Below are 21,129 nucleotides of genomic sequence, written 5' to 3' on the forward strand. Positions count from 1 at the left end.
CGATTTTCCAGACACTTTCAACGAGGACTTCCATGCACATGTCAGACCATTTCGCCGAACTCACCGAGATCGACCGTCGTCACTGGCTTCATCCCGTTGCCCCGCTGCGGCAGCACGAGAAGCGGGGCGCGACCATCTGGCAGGCGGCCGACCGCATTCATCTGATCGACGCCACCGGCCACCGGGTGCAGGATGCGTTCTCGGGCCTGTGGTGCGTCAACGTCGGCTACGGGCATGAATCGATCGTGCAGGCCGCCGCCGAGCAGATGCGCCGACTTCCGTATGCCACGGGCTACTTCCATTTCGCGAACGAGCAGGCCATCCGCCTTGCAGGCCGCCTGACGGCGCTGGCACCGGCGGGGCTGACCCATGTGCTTTTCGGCCAAGGCGGCTCCGACGCCATCGACACCGCCATCCGCGCCGTCCGCTATTACTTCAATGCGACCGGCAGACCGAACAAGAAGCACTTCATCGGCCTGGAGCGCGGCTTTCACGGAAGCTCCGCGGTCGGCAGCGGGTTGACGGCGTTGCCGCTTTTTCACCGCTTCTTCGACGTGCCGGCGCCGCAGCAGCACCACATTCCTTCGCCCTACCCCTACCGGCACGCGGACGGGCCCGACCCGGCGGCGGTGCTCGCGAGCACGGTGCGCGCGCTGCGTGACAAGGTGGCCGCGCTCGGTGCCGACAACGTGGCGGCGTTCGTCTGCGAGCCGATACAGGGCTCCGGCGGTGTGATCATTCCGCCACCGGGCTTTCTGGCCGCCATGCGCAAGGCGTGCGACGAACTGGGAATCCTGCTGATCGTCGACGAGGTCATCACCGGCTTCGGCCGCACGGGGCCCATGTTCGCCTGCGCTTCCGAGGGTGTGACGCCGGACGTGCTCACGCTCGCCAAGGGGTTGACCGCCGGCTACGCGCCGATGAGCGCGACCCTGATCTCGCAGGAGCTCTACCAGGGCATCGCCGACGGTGGCAGCGACGGGACTGCGTTCGGCCATGGCCAGACCTATGCCGGCCACCCAGTCAGCGCCGCCGTGGCCAATGCGGTGCTCGACCTGTACACGGACGGCGGCCTGCTCGAAAACGGCCAGCGTGTCGGCCAGTATTTCGAAGCGAAGCTGAAAGATCTCGAGTCCCTGCCGTGCGTGGGCGAGGTCCGTGTGCGCGGCCTGCTCGGGGCCGTGGAACGGCGTTGGTGCATGGATACTGCGCAGGCGTTCTGTTAGGCTCGCGGCCCTGATAAAAAGACCGCCTCCCGCCACATGCCCAACAAATTCAACGCCGATCACCGCCATCATATTCCGAAGATGCGGCACTTCGTGCGTAACTGGCCCGAATATGAATCGGGACTTCGCAACCGTGGCAGCCTGACGTTCTGGGTTACCCCGCAGGCGATGCAACTCTGGCCAGCCCAAGCGCGCAGCACACCAGGCGGGCAGTCCATCTATTCGAATCAGGCCATCCAAACCAGCCTGATGCTGCGCCTGGTATTTGGCCAAGCCCTGCGACAAACCGAGGGTTTGATGAGGTCGATTTTCCAGCTTCTCGAGATTGATCTGAAGGCCCCCGACCACACTACCTTGAGTCGCCGAAGCATGACCCTCAAGGCTTTGCCACGCCAGTGCGCGCTGCCCGCCGGGCCGCTGCATTTGTTGATCGACAGCACCGGGCTGAAGCTGTTTGGCGCAGGCGAATGGCTGCAGAAAAAGCACGGACAAAAGTCGCGGCGTAGCTGGAGAAAGCTGCACTTGGCAGTGGACGCCAGCACGGGGCACATCGAGGCGTCGGTCTTGACTGGCCAGGATGTCGATGACCCATCTCAGGTTGGTCCACTGCTTGATCAGATCGAGCACGAAGTCGCCTCTGTTACCGCCGACGGCGCCTATGACGGCGAGCCAACCTACGAGCGGATTGCCCAACGCGATACGCAAATCGACGTCATTATTCCACCGCGCGTTACCGCCCAGCCCAGCGCGCAATTCGAGGCAGCGCCGACCACACGCGACAACCACCTGTTGATGATTCAAAGCTTGGGACGGCTGGAGTGGCAAGAGGCCTATGGCTACGGCAAACGTGCGCTGGTGGAAACCACGATGGGTCGCTTCAAGGCCATCATCGGGCCAAAGTTGCGTGCCCGTGATCCACGTGGCCAGCAGGCCGAGGCAAATGCTGCGGTGGCGGTGCTCAACCGCATGCTGAGCGCTGGACGCCCGAACTCCGTCCGCACTTCAGCAGCTGCCGTCTAAGCCCCTGCGGGGTTGGGGTAACCCCGGTCCCAGCGGTATCCATGCACCAACGCCCTGCGGCACGCCAAATACGAAGGCATCCTGGACGGCAATCCAGCCATCACCGTTTTGCACGGTGAAGCGCGTTTCAAGGACGACCAGAGCCTGGTCGTCCGTTTGAACGAGGGTGGCGAGCGCGAGGTAACGTTCGACCGCTGCCTGGTCGCCACCGGTGCCAGTCCGGCCGTGCCGCCGATTCCGGGCCTGAAAGAGTCACCCTACTGGACTTCCACCGAAGCGCTTGTCAGCGACACCATTCCCGCACGCCTGGCCGTGATCGGTTCGTCGGTGGTGGCGTTGGAACTGGCGCAAGCCTTTGCCCGGCTCGGCAGCCAGGTCACGATCCTGGCACGCAGCACCTTGTTCTTCCGGGAAGACCCGGCCATCGGCGAGGCCGTGACAGCCGCTTTCCGCGCCGAGGGCATCGAGGTGCTGGAGCACACGCAAGCCAGCCAGGTCGCCCATGTGAACGGCGAATTCGTGCTGACCACCGGACACGGTGAATTGCGCGCTGACAAGTTGCTGGTTGCCACCGGTCGGGCACCGAATACGCGCAGCCTCGCGCTGGACGCGGCGGGGTCACTGTCAATGCGCAAGGGCCATCGTTATCGACCAAGGCATGCGCACGAGCAACCCGAACATCTACGCGGCCGGCGACTGCACCGACCAGCCGCAGTTCGTCTACGTGGCAGCGGCCGCCGGCACCCGTGCCGCGATCAACATGACCGGCGGCGACGCAGCCCTCAATCTGACCGCGATGCCGGCAGTGGTGTTCACCGACCCGCAAGTCGCCACCGTGGGCTACAGCGAGGCGGAAGCGCACCACGATGGCATCGAGACCGACAGTCGCACGCTGACACTCGACAACGTTCCGCGAGCGCTTGCCAACTTCGACACACGCGGCTTCATCAAGCTGGTCATCGAGGAAGGTAGCGGACGGCTCATCGGCGTGCAGGCGGTGGCCCCGGAAGCGGGCGAACTGATCCAGACGGCGGTGCTCGCCATCCGCAACCGCATGACGGTGCAGGAACTGGCCGACCAGTTGTTCCCTACCTGACAATGGTCGAGGGTTGAAGCTTGCGGCGCAGACCTTCAACAAGGACGTGAAGCAGCTTTCCTGCTGCGCTGGATAAAAAAAGGAGGTTTTCAATGAGCGCCTACACCGTGTCCCGGCTGGCCCTTGATGCCGGGGTGAGCGTGCATATCGTGCGCGACTACCTGCTGCGCGGATTGCTGCGTCCGGTGGCGTGCACCCCGGGCGGCTATGGCCTGTTCGATGATGCCGCCTTGCAACGGCTGTGCTTCGTGCGGGCGGCCTTCGAGGCGGGCATCGGCCTGGACGCGCTGGCGCGGCTGTGCCGGGCGCTGGATGCTGCGGACGGCGATGAAGCGGCCGCGCAGCTTGCCGTTCTGCGCCAGTTCGTCGAGCGTCGGCGCGAAGCGTTGGCCGATCTGGAGGTGCAGTTGGCCACCATGCCGACCGAGCCGGCACAGCACGCGGAGAGTCTGCCATGAACAGCCCCGAGCGCTTGCCGTCCGAGACGCACAAACCGATCACCGGCTACCTGTGGGGCGCGCTGGCCGTGCTCACCTGTCCCTGCCATTTGCCGATTCTCGCCATTGTGCTGGCCGGCACGACGGCCGGCGCGTTCATCGGAGAGTACTGGGGTATCGCAGCCCTCACGCTGACCGGTTTGTTCGTCCTGTCTGTGACACGACTGCTGCGGGCCTTCAAAGATCGATCATGAGCGCTTCCCATTGAGACAAACCACGCTGTCGCTACGTTGCCTCATGCCGCATCAAATTCGGCTGAGTAGCTTCTCGCCATCTGGACGTAGCTCACCCTTGGGTGAAACATGCCGATACAGGGTCTGCCGCGTGACGCCAAGTTCCTGGCACAGGTCGCCGACCTTGGTCTCTGGCTGACCCATTGCCGCCATCGCCAGCCGCAGCTTGGCGGCGGTCATCTTGAACGGCCGGCCGCCTTTCCGCCCGCGCGCGCGGCCGAGGCTAGGCCGGCAATCGTGCGCTCCGCGATCAACTCGCGCTCGAACTCGGCCAGGGCGGCGAAGATGCCAAAGACCAGCTTGCCGGCGGCGGTCGTGGTGTCGATGGCCGCGCCGTGCCCGGTTAATACCTTCAAGCCGATGCCGCGCCCAGTCAGGTCGTGCACGGTGTTGATGAGATGTCGCAGGTCGCGTCCGAGCCGATCCAGTTTCCACACGACCAGTGTGTCGCCAGTTCGCAACGCCTTCAGGCAGCTCGTCAAGCCGGGCCGATCCTCGCGCATGCCGGATGCCTGGTCCTCGTAAAGATGTACTGGATCGACCCCGGCGGCAATCAGCGCGTCGCGCTGCAAATCGGTAGCCTGGGAGCCGTCCGCCTTCGATACCCGCATGTAGCCTATCAGCATGTCGTACCTGTCACATATACGTTCGATTATGTGACAGTGTGCGCCGGAAAGTTAAGGTCGTCAAAATTTGTCACTTAACCCGTCATTCTGTCTAAGACATGCAAAGGATCCGTCAGGCTCATAATGTGACAGAAATTCCGTGGCGATGCCTTCCTTCGCGAAGGTGGCGCGCAACTGTTCCAGGGAAGCGGGGTCGCGCCGACCATAGGAAGCCAACGCGAACAGCGAGCGTGCCGTCTCGGGGTTGTGCCGCGCTTCAATGATGGCCTCGTCGATGGCCTGGACTGCACGCTGCCAGTGATTGATGGGTTCGGGCTTCGGCGCTTTCGTCGGCAGGCCACTGGTGAACCCTGTTTGGGGCTCGGACCAGAACAGCTTTGCCTGCTCGCCTGGCGGGCTTATGTACCTCACCTCAATCAAGCTGATTGCCGTTGCCGCCGCCTCCAGCATCTGCAACCGTACTGCCGGATTCAGGGTTTCATACGGTCGCCACAGACTTTGCCCAGCACGCAGCGGATGCCCGCAGCCTTCCCAGACTTGGCGGAGATACCCGCGTAGGTTCCGCACGCCGAAAGCGGTGTGTTCAGCTCATCGAGCAGCGTGCGTAGCAGCCGAAACCACAATCCGGCATGGATGCGTCGGCGCGGCAGCTCCAGGTGACCGGTCGTCAGTGCCTGCCAGGTACGCTGGTCCATCGCCGCAATCGCGTCGCTGGCGGTGCGCGGTTCGGCGTCGGCGTTCTCCCAGCCTAGAAACCGCCCTGGCACGCCCCAATAGGATTCCAGCCGGCAGCCATGCAGCGGGCAGCTCAGCATCAGGGGCAGCTTCCACGCGAGCAGTACGGCTTGGTTCTCCGGATCGTTCAGGCATAGCGGACAGGCGCGGTGTATCGGCTGGCTGGGCAGCCAGGCACGCCAGCTCGTGATGGATCGCGTCTTACGGCGGTGTGTCGGCAGCAACACCGAGAGCTGGAACGCATAGGTCTCCAATGCATCTGGAATCTGATCATCAAGGCTGTCCAGTAGCCAAGGCACCCAGCCGGCAAAGCTCATGCAACGCAGCCGGTTCAGTTCGATGCCGCTCCGCTGGGAAAGCATCGCCAGCAGCGCCAGTGGTGGCGCGGTGTCCAGGTCATCAACCTGACCGTGACCAAGATCGTGCTCCAGCAGCTCGGACACCTCTATGTGATAGCAAAGGGCCACGCGGTTGAGCCACGAAGACAAGGCTTCACCTTCCCTGGGAGCCGGATGCAGTGGCCAGCGTGGCGCTGGCTTCACATCAGTTCCCGCTCGAATTGCCGACGCCGCTCGCTGGGGCCGGTGTAATCGGCCATGCTCAGCGTGCGATGGTTGATCGCTTCCTCGCCGCTCTCCACGGCGGCGAGGGCTGCCGCCATCAGCAAGTGCGTCAGTTCGCCGATGGTGCCTTCGCTGCGTGTGAGCAGGTAGCGGGCCATGTCCAGCGTGGCAATCGACGAGGGGCGCCGCAGTGGAAGCGAAGCGGCGAAGCTGGCCAGCAGTGAGCAGCAATCGTCGTTGGCCTCCCATACCGGCAGCATCATCGGCTCGAAGCGATTTTCCAACTGGTCATCGGAGCGGATGACCAGGTAGGCGTCGCGCGTGCCGACCCCGACCAGTGGGATGCGCAGTTCATTGCCGAGGAAGCGCAGGAGATTGAGAAATTCCCGGCGGTTGACGCTGTTACCGGCCAGGACGTTGTGCAACTCGTCGATCACCAGCATGCGCACGCCGACCTTGCGCAGCAGTGCCAGCGCCAGTTGTTCCATTTCTGGCAGCCGTGGGCGCGGTCGCAATGGCGCACCCATCGCCGCGAGCAGCGCGACGTAGAAGCGGATTACCGACGGTTCGGATGGCATCTGCACGACCAGTACCGGAATGTGCTCCTGGTCGGCGTCGGCGCTGGCCGGATGCGTGCGCCGGAACTTCTCGACGATCATCGACTTGCCGTTGTTGGTCGGGCCGACCAGCAGCAGGTTGGGCATGCGTTGCTTGTTTGGCCACGCATACAGGGTTTCCAGCCGGTTCAGCGCCTCGACCGCGCGCGGATAGCCGATCCAGCGGTCGGCGCGAAGGCGCTGGATGCGCTCGTCCGCCGGCAGCCGAGCCAGCCCCTGTGCCGCTGGCAGCAGGTGTGACAAGTCGATGATGGGATATTCGTCCACGGCTACCACTCCTCAATCTGGTCGAACGGTTTGGCCGGCGGCTGGTTGTCGGCCTGTGGGTCAGCCATGTCCGCATCTGGTGGTGGCGTGGTTTTGACAGGCGGTGCCGTTGCCTTGAGATGCTGGCGTCGATCCGCGTCGCGCCGCGCCTTGCGCGTAGCTTTCTGCGCGGTGGTCACGATTTCTCGCATCTGGCCGATCATGCGGAACAGCGCTGACTCATCCACCTGTTCGCGCCCTTGCTGCCGTAATTTCGCCAGCGCCTGCCGTTGTTCCCATAGGGTGACAGCCGGGTGCGACAAGGTACGGTAGGGAATTTCCAGGTAGTGCTGCCCCTCTGGTTCCAGCACCCATATGCGGCTGATGTCGCGCGGGTCGCGCCGGATCAGGAACGCAGGCAAGCGGTCCCGCCGAGCTATCCACGGCTTGAGCGCATCGGCGTAGTAGTGGATGTGGTCGATGACGAAGCCGGTGCGGGTCAGCGTGCGGCGGATGATGGGCAGAAAATCGACCAGAAAAGCCGTAGCGCGAGTGATGACGGTTGGCACGCCGGTCCGCGTGATAGCTTCGGCCCAGCGCGCGGCCGGCGGTTGGAGCAGGCCGTTGTGCACGGAGCCGTGATAGGTGCCGACCGCCAATGTGAGCCAGCGCTCCAGCTCGCGCAGTGTCAGGGCGGCCATCTTCTCGGAGGCGTATTCCCCGCGCTGGTCAGGATTGGAGAAGGTCGTCCCCGGCAATTCGTCGTGGATCATCTGCATCGCCGTGCCGATGATCCGTTCCACGATACCGCCGTAGTGCGGCTGCCCGAGCGGGCGATAGTCCAACCGGATGCCATGCTGCTCGCAGCCACGGCGCAGCGCCTCGCTCTTGAACTCAGCCGCGTTGTCCAAGTAGAGCAGTCTGGGCTTGCCGCTCATCGGCCAATCCATCTCTACGTTCAACCCTTCCAACCAAGGGCGCTTGTCGCAGGCGGCATGCACCAAGCACAAGCCGACCGAGACGGCGGACGGGGCTTCCAGCGTAACGACCATGCCAACCACGCAGCGGGTGAATACGTCGATGGCGAGGGTCAGGTATGGACGGCCAATCGGTTGCCGGTCGCGCTCGTCCACCACGATCAGGTCGATGACTGTGTGGTCGATCTGCACCTGCTCCAGCGGCGCGGAGACGGGTGGCGGAACACCACCAACACCTTGCAGGTCGCGGGCGGCATCTTGTCCTTCCCGGCGGTGAGTGACCTCGCGCGGATCGAGGCCGGCGATCCGCAGAGCCACCGTGTTGCGCGCCGGCACCCGCAGCTTTTGCAGCTTGCACGCCCGCACAACTTCGCGGTGGAACGCCGCCAAGCTACGCTTCTGCTTGGTCAGGAAGCGCTTTTGCAGTAACTCGCGGATGATTCGTTCGACCGACTCCGGCAAGCGGCCTTTACCTTTGCCACCGCTCGACTGCCCAAGAGCCAAGTCAGTGACCAGCCCCGATCCTAGCCGGGCACGGCGGATCAGGACGTAGACCTGCCGCCGGGACAGCCCCAATGCCTGGGCTGCCGCGTCGGCCGCTTCATGCCCAACCGTCTCCGACTGCGCCAACGGCCCAATGATCTCCGCGCGACGACGCGCACGCTCCCATGCCTGTTCTGGCAGGGTGGCCACGCCGTGCTCGGTAATCGGTGCGGTATCGGTCGCCATGCTCATCTCGCTTTGGTGCACACGAGTATTGAGCATAGACGAGTTTCGTGCAGAGGAGTCCTGATATCTGGCTGTCAGGAGCCGTATGCACAAGAGGCTTCAAACCGCGCTGAATGGTGCAGTCGTCTTCTGAAAATGACAGCCGCGCCGGTTGCCTTGGCGGGCTTGTCACAAACCTACGTTTTCAAGAAGAAGGAAACCGCATGCCCCGCCGTTCGATCCTCTCCGCCGCCGAGCGCGAAAGCCTGCTGGCGTTGCCGGACACCAAGGATGAGTTGATCCGTCACTACACGTTCAGCGAAAGCGACCTCTCCATCATCCGGCAGCGGCGCGGCCCGGCCAATCGGCTGGGCTTCGCGGTGCAGCTTTGCTACCTACGCTTTCCGGGCGTCATACTGGGCGTTGATGAACCGCCGTTCCCGCCCTTGCTGAAACTGGTCGCCGACCAGCTCAAGGTCAGCATCGAAAGCTGGGGCAAGTACGGACAGCGGGAGCAGACCCGGCGTGAGCACCTGATCGAGCTGCAAACCGTCTTCGGTTTCCGGCCCTTCACCATGAGCCACTACCGGCAGGCCGTCCACACGCTGACCGAGCTGGCCATGCAAACCGACAAGGGCATTGTGCTGGCAAGCGCCTTCATCGAGCACCTGCGGCGGCAGTCGGTCATTCTGCCTGCTCTCAACGCCGTCGAGCGGGCGAGCGCCGAGGCGATCACCCGCGCCAACCGGCGCATCTACGACGCCTTGGCCGAACCGCTATCGGACATGCATCGCCGTCGCCTCGACGATCTGCTCAAGCGCCGCGACAACGGCAAGACGACCTGGCTGGCCTGGCTGCGGCAATCCCCGGTCAAACCGAACTCGCGGCACATGCTGGAACACATCGAACGCCTCAAGGCGTGGCAGGCGCTCGACCTGCCCTCCGGCATCGAGCGGTCGGTGCACCAGAACCGGCTGCTCAAGATCGCCCGCGAGGGTGGCCAGATGACGCCAGCCGACCTGGCCAAGTTCGAGCCGCAGCGCCGCTACGCGACTCTGGTTGCGCTCACCATCGAAGGCATGGCGACCGTCACTGACGAAATCATCGACCTGCACGACCGCATTCTGGGCAAACTGTTCAACGCCGCCAAGAACAAACATCAGCAGCAGTTCCAGGCATCCGGCAAGGCGATCAATGCCAAGGTGCGGCTATTCGGACGCATCGGCCAGGCGCTGATCGAGGCCAAGCAAGCCGGCCGCGATCCGTTCGCCGCCATCGAAGCCGTCATGTCCTGGGATGCCTTCGCCGAGAGCGTCACCGAGGCGCAGAAACTCGCGCAGCCCGAGGACTTCGATTTCCTGCACCGCATCGGCGAGAGCTATGCCACGCTGCGCCGCTACGCGCCGGAATTCCTCGCCGTGCTCAAGCTGCGGGCCGCGCCCGCCGCCAAGGACGTGCTCGACGCTATCGAAGTGCTGCGCAACATGAACAGCGACAACGCCCGCAAGGTGCCCGCCGATGCGCCAACCGATTTCATCAAGCCGCGCTGGCAAAAGCTGGTGATGACCGACGCCGGAATCGACCGGCGTTACTACGAACTGTGCGCGCTGTCGGAGATGAAGAACGCACTGCGCTCCGGCGACATCTGGGTGCAAGGCTCCCGCCAGTTCAAGGATTTCGAGGACTACCTGGTGCCGCCAGCGAAATTTGCCAGCCTCAAGCAGGCCAGCGAATTGCCGCTGGCTGTGGCCACCGATTGCGACCAGTACCTGCATGAACGGCTGACGCTGCTGGAAACGCAGCTCACCACCGTAAACCGCATGGCGCTGGCCAACGAGTTGCCGGATGCCATCATCACCGAATCGGGACTGAAGATCACGCCACTCGACGCGGCGGTGCCCGACACCGCGCAGGCCCTGATCGACCAGACCGCAATGGCCCTGCCGCACGTCAAGATCACCGAATTGCTGCTGGAGGTGGACGAATGGACGGGCTTCACCCGGCACTTCGCGCATCTGAAATCGGGCGACCTGGCCAAGGACAAGAACCTGCTGCTGACCACGATCCTCGCCGACGCGATCAACCTGGGCCTGACCAAGATGGCAGAGTCCTGCCCCGGCACAACCTACGCCAAGCTGGCCTGGCTGCAAGCCTGGCACATCCGCGACGAAACCTACGGGGCGGCGCTGGCCGAGCTGGTCAACGCGCAGTTCCGGCATCCCTTCGCCGAGCACTGGGGCGACGGCACCACGTCGTCATCGGACGGCCAGAACTTCCGCACCGGCAGCAAGGCCGAGAGTACCGGCCACATCAACCCAAAATACGGCAGCAGCCCAGGGCGGACGTTCTACACCCACATCTCCGACCAGTACGCGCCGTTCCACACCAAGGTGGTGAATGTCGGCGTGCGCGACTCGACCTACGTGCTCGACGGCCTGCTGTACCACGAATCCGACCTGCGCATCGAGGAGCACTACACCGACACGGCGGGCTTCACCGATCACGTCTTCGCGCTGATGCACCTGCTGGGCTTCCGCTTCGCGCCGCGCATCCGTGACCTGGGCGACACCAAGCTCTACATTCCAAAGGGCGATGCCGCCTACGAGACATTGAAACCGATGATCGGCGGCACGCTCAACATCAAGCACGTCCGCGCCCATTGGGATGAAATCCTGCGGCTGGCCACGTCGATCAAACAAGGCACGGTGACGGCCTCGCTGATGCTGCGCAAGCTCGGCAGCTATCCGCGCCAGAATGGTCTGGCCGTCGCCCTGCGCGAGTTGGGCCGCATCGAGCGCACGCTGTTCATCCTAGACTGGTTGCAAAGCGTCGAGCTGCGCCGCCGTGTGCATGCCGGACTGAACAAGGGCGAGGCCCGCAACGCGCTGGCCCGTGCCGTGTTCTTCAACCGCCTGGGCGAAATCCGCGACCGCAGTTTCGAGCAGCAACGCTACCGGGCCAGCGGCCTCAACCTGGTGACGGCAGCCATCGTGCTGTGGAACACGGTTTATCTGGAACGGGCCGCGAACGCCTTGCGTGGCCACGGTCAAGCCGTCGATGACGGCCTGTTGCAGTACCTGTCGCCGCTCGGCTGGGAGCACATCAACCTGACCGGCGATTACCTCTGGCGCAGCAGCGCCAAGATCGGCGCGGGCAAGTTCAGGCCGCTACGGCCGCTGCAACCGGCTTAGCGTGCTTTATTTTCCGTTTTCTGAGACGACCCCTCTATTGAACGAACAGTATCAGGAGTCCGCTGCACGAATGATGACCTCAAGCCGGTTCTGGTCGCGCTGGCGACCGATCAGCCCCTGGATGTGCGATACCGCGACCACGATCTTTCCGGCGATTGGGCGGGCTACCGCGAATGCCACATCAAGCCCGACCTGCTGCTGATCTACCGCAAGTCCGACGCCGACACCCTGCGACTGGCGCGGCTTGGCTCCCATAGCGAGCTGTTCGGCTGATGCCAGTCGCCTTGTCCGCCAAACGATCATTAGGCGGCCAAACCGGACGCCTGTCCGAAAACATCTTGCGCAACGGGATGACGGACAATAAGATAGGCGGACGGTATAACGGACAAATGGGCGGAAATGGCACTCATCGGCTATGCGCGGGTATCGACGGCGGAACAGGACACCGCCTTGCAGACGGATGCGCTGCGCAATGCAGGCTGCGAACGGGTTTTCGAGGACACGGCATCCGGGGCCAAGGCAGACCGGCCCGGCTTGGCCGATGCGCTGGCTTATCTGCGCGATGGCGATGTGCTGGTCGTCTGGCGGCTGGATCGGCTTGGCCGCTCCCTGCCGCACCTGATTGAGACGGTCGGCAAGCTGGAAGCACGGGGCGTCGGCTTCCGCTCGTTGACTGAAAACATCGACACCACCACGCCGGGCGGACGGCTCATCTTCCATGTGTTCGGTGCGCTGGGCCAGTTCGAGCGCGACCTGATCCGCGAGCGCACCAAGGCCGGGTTGACCGCTGCCGCCGCACGCGGGCGCAAAGGCGGACGCAAGCCGGTTGTCACTGCCGACAAGTTGCAACGAGCGCGGGAGCTTGTCGCCAACGGCTTGAATGTCCGCGAGGCCGCCGCACGCCTCAAGGTAGGAAAAACCGCTCTCTACGCTGCCTTGCAGGCGGCCAGTTCTGGCAGTGCAGCCGACTCCTGATATTTCGTGCAGTCGCCTTCTGAAAACGACAAGCATCGTCAGAAATGGCGATGCTGTCAAGGGAAGCCGGCCGGGCCTGCATCGTCAGAGCCGACGATGCGAAGCTGCTGGAGCGACCTGCAGCACCGCCAGGAATGGCGATGCCGGATCGCTCAGTAGGTGGGGATGTAGACCACCTCAATGTCCACGCGCTGGTTCTCGCGCCGGCCCTCGGCCGTCGAGTTGTCTGCCACGAAATCGGCGGCCGATGCGAAGTTCACCATGATCTTGAGCGGCGAGACGCCGCGCGCCACCAAGTACGACCTGGCCGAGAGCGCACGGCGTAGTGCAAGGGCCTCATCGGCCGCGCTGGGCCGTAGTGTGCTGGTGCGCCCGCTGATGTAGATGATCGCCGCATTCCTAGCGTCGGCCAGCAGCTCCAGGGCCTCTGGCGTCGGCTGGAATGTCGCGCTGCTGTCGGGGAAGGACACCGATACGCCGGACTTGATCGGCGTGCCGAAGTTGCCGGCGTCGCCGGCGGCCAGTGCGCTTTGCGCGCTGACCAGGAACGCCAGAGAGAGGGCCAGAAGAACGGGTTTTCGCATGGGGCAGGACTCCAATCAGAAGAACAGGTAGCCGGCCTTGCTCATGGGGATGCGGATCAACCAGAGCGAGGCCAGGTGCAGCGGGTAATAGGCGTAGAAGGCCCAGCGCAGGCGCGGCACGCGCACATCCACCCGCGAGGCCAGGAAGAGCACCGGCAGGGCTGCCAAGGCCCACAGGTTGCGATTGACGAACCACAGGGCCGCGCAGGCCAGCACCGCGACCGCCGCGGCGGCCCAGCTCGGCCGGCGCGTGTACGACCACACCGCCAGGCCGAAAGCCACGGCCGGCCACCAATATTCGACCGAGCTGCCGCCGACCAGGAACACCACGCCGGCGGCCGCCAGGTGCAGCTTGCCGCCACGTTCGACCAGGTAAGCCGTGGCCGTGACGACCAGCAGCGTGAACATCACGTTGAGCGGCCACCAACCGGCGTACAGGCCGCCGAGGGCCACGAAGGGCACGGAGGCCAGCGCGCCGAACATCGCCAGGCGCGACATGGTGCGGCCGTACACGCCGCGTTCGAGCGTGCCCGGCCGGGCCAGGTTGTAGGCCAGGACGAACACGAAAAGGGGGAGCGCCACGCGGCCGGCCTCGAACAGCACCGGCAGCGTCGCGTTGAACAGGTACTTGTTGACGTGATCGCCGGTCATGAGAACCAGTGCGAGCCACTTCAACGCTTCGACGGTTCCATCAGGAATCCGCAGGGCCTTCATCAGCGCCGGCCCCCGCGAATCGCGTAGGCGCGCAGCACCAGGAAGATGATGTAGAGCGCTGGCAGTGAGAGCACGAAGGCGATGGGCTTGCCGATCCACGCCGGCAGCGCCCACAGCAGAAGGCCCAAGGCGAAGATCGGGCCGAGGCCCAGCAGAAGCAAATCGAGCTGGTTCTTGGCCTGCCCTTCCGCCCACTTGCAATAGGCTTGAAGCAACCGGCCGACGCCCAGCGTGTACCGCATCATGAAGGCGTGGAATTTGTCCATGTTTAGCCGCTAAATCGGAAGAGCCGGCCTACTCGGCCGACCCCTCGCGTGAAGTGTTGAAAGACACCGTGCGGGGCACGTAGCCGGCCACCGACACGCTGCGAGCTGCTGCGGCCGCTGGGGCGGCCTGCTGGGGTGCTGGTGCCGGCCTGGCCGCCGGCGTCGCCCGCTGGGCCACCGTCGCGGGCTGGCTGGGCGTCGAGGGCGTGGCCCCGGCCTTCGTCACGTCAAGCGTGACGAACCGAGCTTCGAGCCAATCGGCCCACTTCGACGCCTTGCGCATCAAGTCGGCCCGGTACACCGCGTTGTACTGCGGCGTGCGCGAGTGGTAGTTCGCCGCCTTCGTCCAGAGGTCGCCCTTGTCGTTGCGGATGTGCATCCGCAGCCGCCAGGCGGCCAGGTCGAACGAGTAGCAGCCGGCAGCCGCCACATCGTTCGCCGTGATGCCGTATCGGGCCAGGTCGCCCAGGTACGCGGTGTTGAACTGCATCGGGCCAACGTCATGCGTGCCATTCGAGTTGCGCACCCACTGGCCCGGCTTGCCGCCCTCTTTCTCGGCGACGGCCAACACGATGTTGACCGGCACCTCGTACTTGACGGCGGCCGAGATCGAGCAGACGACGCGCTCCTGGAGCTGCGGCGGCAGATCGGCGAAGAACGGCATGCCCTCCCCTCCCTCAGTTCAGCCAGGACTGACGGCGGCGCTCTTCGTCCTCGCGCCGGATGCGTTCGTTGTACTCGGCCAAGGCGCGGTCATAGTCGCGCGCTTCGACCCAATACCCGCCCCGCTCTGGCGTCCCGACATAGCGCGGCAGCGTGCCGCTGCTGGCGAAGTCGGTGTAGGCGTGGCCGGTGTAGGCCCCGCAGTAGTCAGGCAACTGGTTGCTGATGTACGTGCGCCCATCGTCGTAGCCGCCCGTCCACATCACCAACGTCGAGTTCAGCGACTGCGCGTCGCAACGGCCAGCGCCGCGCGAGATCGCCGACACGAGCGACTGCATTTCCGGCGTCTGGCTCGCCACCGGGCAAAGCTGGAGGAAGTTCAGGCGGGCGCGGATCGTGTCCGACAGCTTGCGCTTCGTGATGTTGAAGTACCGCGACAGCGACGGCGTGCATTCGCTCGGGCGCGTGCCCGACGACAGGCACAGGATCGCCTCGCAGGCCAGGCGCGTGTCGCCGGTCAGCACGTCTTGCGCGCTGGCCGTGCCGGCGGTCGATCCGAGGGCTGCCACGAGGGCGGCCAGGGCAAACAGTTTCTTCTTCATGGTTGGACTCTCCTTGGTTACGCAGTTGTGCCGTCGCGGCCTTGCTCGCGGTTGGCGAACGCAGCTACTTCGGACTCGGGATCGGCATCGGCAGGGCCGCCTGCCAGGCTGTTGTCGCCGAAGCTCGGCGCGGGCTGCTGGTCGGGCACGTCGATGTTCTCGGCCGTGCCGCTTCCTTGCGCCTTGATCGCGGCGGCGATCTTTCCGCCAGTGGTGTCGGCGATCCGCTCGGCTGCGGCTTCGCGCAGGCTCGCGGCTTTGGCCTTGGCAACATCGGCGGTTCCCTTCGCCAAGTTCGCGCCGGCGTCGGCGGCGATGCGGCCGGCCGTGCCGAGGGCCGATGCGGCCGATGCGAGCAAGCCGGGGCCGGTGCTGCCCGGTGCGGCCTGCTGCCCTTGCCCTGCCCCGCCGGCGGGCTTGGGTTCGTTCTTGGCGGCCTTGTCGGCACTGCTGCCGGTGCTGGCCGTCGAGCTGCTGCCCTGGCCGCCGGCGTCGGCTTTGCCGCCGCCCTTATCGCCGCCCTTCGAGCTGCCCGAGCTGCTGCCGGTCGAGGGGCTGCCGCCACCCGACGAAGAGCCACCGCCGGAGCTGCCGCTAAAGCCCGCAGCCTGAGCGAAGGGCGTGCTGCCGGTGCCGGCGTCGCCGCCGCCGCCCGCACCGCCGCCCGAGCTGCCGCCGCCCGAGAAGGCCGACATAACGTCCGTGCCTGCCGACACGTTCTCATTGGCCTTCGAGAAGGCGGCCATGACGGCAGAGGCACCACCGGCGGCCGAGGCTGCGCCGGCGGCCAGAGCGGCGCCGCCGGTCGCGGCCGCTGCTGCTGCCATGCCTGCGGCACCCAACGCAGCACCTGCACCGAACTGGCCGATGCCGGCACCGCCCACGCTCGCGCCGGTGATGATCCCGGCGATGAGCGGCGGAATCTTGTTGACCAACGCCAAGAGGATGATGACGACGATCAGCATCACGCCCATTTCCTTGAGGCTGATGCCGGCGCTCATGCGCGAGTAGTAGTCATCGAGGAAGGTCTTGCCGATGCCCACCAGGAGCACCATTGCGAAGAGCTGCGCGGCCACGCCCAGGACGACCTTGTAGTAGTTGATCGCCATGTCGGAAGTCCAGCGCGAACCACCGAAGCCGAGGAAGAACACGCCGCCGTAGGCGAGCACCCAGCCCGACGCGAGCAGCAGAAGCATATTCACACCGACCAGGGCCAGGATGACCAGGATCGCCACGGCCATGAGGATGCCGGCCATGCTGTCCACCGGCGACCACACCGAGGACTGATCCATCACCTTGTCGAAGATCGCAAAGCCCACGTCCACGATGCCCGAGGGCGACAGAGCATTGCCCAGGCCCGTCGCGTTGCCGGCGAGCTGCCGCAACGACGCATAGATGGACGAGGCGAAGTTAGGGCCGTTGGTTAGCGCCCACCAGAAGAAGCCGGTAAAGATCGTGAAGCGGACGAACTCCGCGAAGAACTCGCCAATGTCGGCCTTGCGCAAGGCCATCATGCCGAACGTCCAGACCATCGAGATCACAACCAGCGTCCAGAAGAGCCAGGTTGCGGCCGTGGTGATGACACCGGCCCAGCCGCTCGCGGCGGCCTGGTAGCGATCCAGCACGCTATCGAACACGCCGGCGTTGTCGATGGCCGCGTGGGCATCGACCGCGAAGAACGCCAGCCAGACGAACAGCGGCAGGGCGAGGGTTTTAGATTGGCTGGCATTCTCATCGTCAGCACCTCACCATTCGCGTTTCGGGCTGGGCTTGAAATCCCCACCACGACGCAAGCACAGCGACGAAAAAGCCTGCTGGACGCCCTTGTCCTCGATCTTGGCGATGTTCTCGGGCTTGCAGTTCTCGTCGTTCACTTCCGGCATGGGGGCCGTGGCCGGCTTGTTGTCGCAGCCGGCGACCAAGGCCGCCACGAGGGCGGCCGAGGCCAAGGACAGAGCCTTGATTGCTTTCATGAATCCCCCTTACCAGGTGCGCGCCGGGCTGGCCCGGTAGCTGCCCTGGCGCAGTTGTGCGGCCGCTGCCGCCTGCTGGGCTTCCTTGTCGGCGTCGGCCTGCATCTTGGTTGCCATCGCGTTCTGCTGCGCGATCAGCAGGCCACGAATCTGCAAGAGCTGGTTGGCCTGCTGGCTGGCGAGCTGGTTGGCGTAGCCGATGGCCTGCATTTGGCCCTGCGCGCCCTGCGCTGCCGATTGAAGACGCTGCAACGTCGCTGCATCGGCCGTGAGATTCGTTTGCTGCCTATCGAGGCCCTTGAACAAGGCATCGTTGGCCTTCTTCTGCGACTCGCTCGCGAGCTGGGCCACATTCCGAAGTGCTGCGCGTTCCGCGTCGGAGCACCCTGCCGCCGTAAAGCACGGCGAGTTCTTGTAGTAGTTCACGTCCTGGAACTTGCCGATGTAGCTGTCCAGGCTGCCGAGTTGGGTCTTGTAGTAATCCAGCGTGTTGACCGCGTTCATCAACCCGTTGATGGTCGATTGCGCCTGATCCCAGATATACGCGGCCGGGGCCATCGTGTTCTGGAGTTGGTTTTGATACTGCTGGAGCTGGGTGCTGTACTGCTCAATTTGCTTGAGCGTCTGGGCCACCGATTCGATGGCCGTCATGATGTTCTGCGACAGGTTGGTGCCGTCGATGACGGGGATGCCAGCCTGCACAGGTGTGACCGCCAGCGTGCTCGAAACAGCAATGACGAGGGCCAATTTAGCGGCTAAAAACTTCGGCTTCATGGTGCTTTTCTCCTATGGCGTTAGTAATCGAAGGAACGGTACGGCTTGGAAAACGTCATGTCCTTCGTGACCACGACGTTGAAGCGATACCCCGGCCGAATTTCCAGCGTCGGCGAAATGCTCAGGTTCTTGGCGATGAGTTGCGCCGTAACCTGGCCGAGCTGCTGGCCGAGGGCTTCGCTTAGGGCACTGCTGGCGCTCGGTGCGCCATAGGTGTTTGTGGCCTGGTTCTGGCGTTGGCTGTAGGTGATGCCTGCTGTCACGCCGGACATGAGGAAGGCCGAGCCGAACAGGCGCACATAGTGGTTGTTCACCTGGTCGTGGAAGCCCGCGTATCCCGCGCTGTCCGCGCCTGGCATCGCGCCAATGTCCATCGCCTTGCCATCGGGGAACACGATGCGTTGCCACGCAACCAGCACGCGCGCTTGGCCGTAGGCCACGTCGCTCGAATACGAGCCGACGAGGCGCGATCCCTGCGGGATCAACAGGTGCTTGCCGGTCGGTGTGTCGTACACGTCCTGCGCGACCTGGGCCATGATTTGGCCCGGCAGATCGGAGTTGATGCCCGAAATGAGCGTGGCCGGCACGACGAAGCCCGCGCGCAGCTCGAACGGTGTGCGCGGCGCTTCCGGCTGCGAATCCAGCTTCCAGCGGTCGCCCTGCCCACCTTGGCCGAACTGCGCCATGCTGTTGCGCCCGCCGCCGCTGGTCGAGGTTTGCAGGAGCTGCGGCGCACCGCCCGCGCCCATGCCGCCGGCGGCCGGAGCCGCGCCGCCACCACCGACGCCCATGCCGCGAATCTGCGCCAGGCGTGCTTGATAGGCGGCGGTCGGATCGTTGCTGCGCTGCGCGTCGATTTGCTGCTGCACCGCTGCGATGCGGTTCAGCATTTCATCGCGCGTCTGCGGCGTGCCGGTGTAGGTGCTCGGGCCACCCGGCGCGGAGCCGTTGCTACGCGGGGCATCCACGCGCACGGTGGTCTTGGCCTTCACGGCTTCGCCGAACATCTGCATCTTCGCCATGCGGATGCGCTGGGCCTCGTCGTCGTTCACCGGCTGGCCCGGGTTGCCGGGGTTGGCCGGCGGGGCCGGCGGCGCGTCCGGGTTGGACGGCCGCGCGATCTCCAGCGGAGCCGACGCCGGGCCGGTCGGCATGTCGGGCACCTTGAGCGGGCTTGCCGGCTCGATCAAGCCGCCGGTCTTGTCGCCTGCGATCTCCTTGGCGAACATCGACGTGTTGCCGGCCTTCTCCTTGGGGCCGTCCGCCGGCGCGTTCTGCTTGGCCGCGCGATCCGCCGCGACCAGGGCCATGACCAGCACGAACGACAGCAGGACGCCGCCGAGGATGTACATGGGCATGTTGTTGACGCGACGGACGCCCGCCTTCTTGGACACTTCGCCAGGCGAAGCGTCAGGTGCCATCTGATCGGCGTTTTCTGTCATGGCGTCACTCCTTGCGCACCCAGTACCCGGCCGGCGCGAACGTGCCGTTTTGCGCCAGGTAAGGGCGGGTGATGGATTGATTGCCGACCATCAAGGTCAGGCGGTACAGGTTCGAGTCGCCAGCCTGGTCGAGCACGTAGCGCAACGGCAGGCCGCCCGACGCGGCCGTGGTGGCCGGTGCGCTCGCCTGCGATGCCGCCGAGGCCGGGGCCTGCGTGGAAGCGCCGGCCGGGGCGTACTCCAGGAGGGCATAGCCCTTGTCGCGCAGCGACTTGACGAGCGCCTGGCCGAACGGATCGGGCGTCGGCTGTTGCAGCTCCAGGCGCGTGCGCGCCGGCGCGTACAGCGTGGCGAGCTGCTGCACCGCGTCGGTGGCGAGCTTCTGCTGATCGAGCGCGGCCGACTGGACGAAGTTGCCGTACTGGCTGGTGGTTGCGCAGCCGCCGAGGCCCAGGGCGAGGGCGAGCAGCGCGAGAGAGACGATCTTGCGCATGGTCACTTCCTCCGGCTGATGGTCACGCGGTCTTGGCTACTGCCAACACCGGCAATCAGGATCGCGTGGTCAAACACCGTGTCCACGATGTAGCGATTGCCCTGCACGCGGTAATTGACCAGCACCGTTTCGTCGTCGGTGAACAAGCCGCCCTCTTTGCGCACGACCAGGAGCGTCGGCGCTTCGGTCTGCTGCATCGTGCCGGGCATTTCGATGATGGTCTTGCGGCCATCGTTGTAGACGCGCACAGGCTTCCAGCTCGCCGACCCGGACAGCTCATAGTCGAACGAGAGATCGCCCAGGTACTCGCCCGTCGCCGGCAGGGTGTTGTCGGTGCGTTCCTGCTTCTCGCGGCGCTGGATCGCGTCCCACTTGGCTTGCGCTTCCTCGGGGTACGTGAACGAGACTTGCGGCATGTACTCGGTGCGATGCGAGCGCAGGCGGAAGTGGTAGCTGCGGCGGTTCGTGGTCACAACCAGGCTGGTTTCGAGGCCCACGTCCATCGGCTTGATGATGAGGTGCTGAACCTCGGTCGCGCCGCTGCCGGTGATGGCCGGTTCCACCGTCCACCTGGCCGTGTCGCCCAGGTTGATCGAGTTCACTTGTTCGCCGGGCTGCAAGGCCACGTCGCACACCTGGAGCACCGCGCAAACGATGCTCGGCTGCTGCGCGCCGTACACGAACTTGATGGCACCGCCCGAGCCGGCCACCGGCTTGATGCCGGTCGCCGACCCCGCTTCCCACCGTTTGGCGATGGCGAGCGCCGCGCGCTCTTGAGCGGTCAGCGTCGGGTTGGTCTTGTTGAAATACTTGTCGGCAATGTCGTCGCCAGGGGCGGCCAGAGCCAGGGAGGGCACCGCCACAGCAGCGCCCACGATCAAAGCGGAGAGGGTTTTCTTCATGGTGGA

General features: G+C 65.0%; 19 protein-coding genes and 4 pseudogenes. 8 read left to right on the forward strand and 15 right to left on the reverse strand.

The annotated features are described in order from the left end of the window. The first annotated feature begins 32 nt into the window (after positions 1–32). The 5 genes and pseudogenes from L3V85_RS00205 (at position 33) to merE (ending at position 4,033) form a co-directional block, all read left to right on the forward strand. Positions 33–1,226, forward strand: a complete 1,194-nt coding sequence (locus L3V85_RS00205; protein ID WP_237680721.1) for an aminotransferase class III-fold pyridoxal phosphate-dependent enzyme — start codon at positions 33–35, stop codon at positions 1,224–1,226. A gap of 36 nt (positions 1,227–1,262) precedes the next feature. Next, positions 1,263–2,246, forward strand: coding sequence for an IS5 family transposase (locus L3V85_RS00210; protein ID WP_237676703.1), 984 nt, complete (start codon positions 1,263–1,265; stop codon positions 2,244–2,246). 51 nt (positions 2,247–2,297) lie between these two features. Then, positions 2,298–3,418 (forward strand): annotated as a pseudogene (gene merA, locus L3V85_RS37310) (mercury(II) reductase); the annotation flags it as partial. A 16-nt stretch (positions 3,419–3,434) separates the two neighbouring features. Then, entirely contained in the window at positions 3,435–3,800 is a 366-nt protein-coding gene (gene merD / locus L3V85_RS00225) for a mercury resistance co-regulator MerD (RefSeq protein WP_003465059.1), read from the forward strand. Then, positions 3,797–4,033, forward strand: coding sequence for a broad-spectrum mercury transporter MerE (gene merE / locus L3V85_RS00230; protein WP_001087809.1), 237 nt, complete (start codon positions 3,797–3,799; stop codon positions 4,031–4,033). Before merD ends, merE begins: the two co-directional genes overlap by 4 nt. Before the next feature lie 51 nt (positions 4,034–4,084). On the opposite strand, the pseudogene L3V85_RS00235 reads toward merE, so the two are convergent. From L3V85_RS00235 to L3V85_RS00250, 4 genes and pseudogenes are all read right to left on the reverse strand, one after another. Beyond that, positions 4,085–4,698: pseudogene (locus L3V85_RS00235) on the reverse strand (recombinase family protein). 60 nt (positions 4,699–4,758) lie between these two features. Then, a pseudogene (locus L3V85_RS00240) lies at positions 4,759–5,975 on the reverse strand (TniQ family protein). Then, positions 5,972–6,880: a TniB family NTP-binding protein gene (locus L3V85_RS00245; protein WP_011137966.1), complete on the reverse strand. Its 909-nt coding sequence runs from the start codon at positions 6,878–6,880 to the stop codon at positions 5,972–5,974. Before L3V85_RS00245 ends, L3V85_RS00240 begins: the two are co-directional and overlap by 4 nt. A gap of 2 nt (positions 6,881–6,882) precedes the next feature. After that, on the reverse strand, positions 6,883–8,565 hold the full coding sequence (locus L3V85_RS00250) for a Mu transposase C-terminal domain-containing protein (RefSeq protein ID WP_011137965.1): 1,683 nt from the start codon (positions 8,563–8,565) through the stop codon (positions 6,883–6,885). 203 nt (positions 8,566–8,768) lie between these two features. Between L3V85_RS00250 and L3V85_RS00255 the strand changes: the two genes are divergently transcribed. The 3 genes from L3V85_RS00255 (at position 8,769) to L3V85_RS00265 (ending at position 12,710) form a co-directional block, all read left to right on the forward strand. Then, positions 8,769–11,735 carry a Tn3 family transposase gene (locus tag L3V85_RS00255; protein ID WP_013521180.1) on the forward strand — a complete coding sequence of 989 codons (2,967 nt, stop codon included), beginning with the start codon at positions 8,769–8,771 and terminating at the stop codon, positions 11,733–11,735. Positions 11,736–11,771: 36 nt separating this feature from the next. Beyond that, a complete protein-coding gene (locus tag L3V85_RS00260) occupies positions 11,772–12,008 on the forward strand; it encodes a type II toxin-antitoxin system YafQ family toxin (protein WP_013521179.1) in 237 nt (78 codons plus the stop codon). 126 nt (positions 12,009–12,134) lie between these two features. Continuing rightward, on the forward strand, positions 12,135–12,710 hold the full coding sequence (locus L3V85_RS00265) for a recombinase family protein (RefSeq protein ID WP_001173919.1): 576 nt from the start codon (positions 12,135–12,137) through the stop codon (positions 12,708–12,710). 152 nt (positions 12,711–12,862) lie between these two features. On the opposite strand, the gene L3V85_RS00270 is transcribed toward L3V85_RS00265, so the two are convergent. The 11 genes and pseudogenes from L3V85_RS00270 to trbG all read right to left on the reverse strand — a co-directional run bounded on the left by L3V85_RS00270 (position 12,863) and on the right by trbG (position 21,123). Beyond that, entirely contained in the window at positions 12,863–13,294 is a 432-nt protein-coding gene (locus L3V85_RS00270) for an OmpA family protein (protein ID WP_001665065.1), read from the reverse strand. A 15-nt stretch (positions 13,295–13,309) separates the two neighbouring features. Continuing rightward, on the reverse strand, positions 13,310–14,008 hold the full coding sequence (locus L3V85_RS00275; RefSeq protein ID WP_011114053.1) for a TraX family protein: 699 nt from the start codon (positions 14,006–14,008) through the stop codon (positions 13,310–13,312). Continuing rightward, complete coding sequence (locus L3V85_RS00280) at positions 14,008–14,274, reverse strand: hypothetical protein (protein ID WP_010890140.1); 267 nt, start codon at positions 14,272–14,274, stop codon at positions 14,008–14,010. The genes L3V85_RS00275 and L3V85_RS00280 overlap by 1 nt, the downstream gene beginning before the upstream one ends. Before the next feature lie 28 nt (positions 14,275–14,302). Further along, entirely contained in the window at positions 14,303–14,938 is a 636-nt protein-coding gene (locus L3V85_RS00285; protein WP_011114052.1) for a transglycosylase SLT domain-containing protein, read from the reverse strand. 13 nt (positions 14,939–14,951) lie between these two features. Next, on the reverse strand, positions 14,952–15,539 hold the full coding sequence (locus tag L3V85_RS00290) for a TrbM/KikA/MpfK family conjugal transfer protein (RefSeq protein ID WP_010890138.1): 588 nt from the start codon (positions 15,537–15,539) through the stop codon (positions 14,952–14,954). A 17-nt stretch (positions 15,540–15,556) separates the two neighbouring features. Further along, a pseudogene (gene trbL / locus L3V85_RS00295) lies at positions 15,557–17,274 on the reverse strand (P-type conjugative transfer protein TrbL). A 10-nt stretch (positions 17,275–17,284) separates the two neighbouring features. After that, positions 17,285–17,512, reverse strand: a complete 228-nt coding sequence (gene trbK, locus L3V85_RS00300; RefSeq protein ID WP_000644148.1) for an entry exclusion lipoprotein TrbK — start codon at positions 17,510–17,512, stop codon at positions 17,285–17,287. Positions 17,513–17,521: 9 nt separating this feature from the next. After that, positions 17,522–18,286 (reverse strand): P-type conjugative transfer protein TrbJ, encoded by a 765-nt coding sequence (trbJ, locus tag L3V85_RS00305; protein ID WP_010890135.1) that lies wholly within the window; start codon positions 18,284–18,286, stop codon positions 17,522–17,524. A gap of 20 nt (positions 18,287–18,306) precedes the next feature. Beyond that, positions 18,307–19,728: a TrbI/VirB10 family protein gene (locus L3V85_RS00310; protein ID WP_011114050.1), complete on the reverse strand. Its 1,422-nt coding sequence runs from the start codon at positions 19,726–19,728 to the stop codon at positions 18,307–18,309. 4 nt (positions 19,729–19,732) lie between these two features. Further along, entirely contained in the window at positions 19,733–20,221 is a 489-nt protein-coding gene (locus tag L3V85_RS00315; protein WP_006122479.1) for a conjugal transfer protein TrbH, read from the reverse strand. A 2-nt stretch (positions 20,222–20,223) separates the two neighbouring features. Further along, complete coding sequence (trbG, locus tag L3V85_RS00320) at positions 20,224–21,123, reverse strand: P-type conjugative transfer protein TrbG (RefSeq protein ID WP_013521178.1); 900 nt, start codon at positions 21,121–21,123, stop codon at positions 20,224–20,226. Positions 21,124–21,129: the final 6 nt, after the last annotated feature.

This window comes from Variovorax paradoxus (assembly GCF_022009635.1).
In the GTDB taxonomy this organism is placed as follows: Bacteria; Pseudomonadota; Gammaproteobacteria; order Burkholderiales; family Burkholderiaceae_C; genus Variovorax.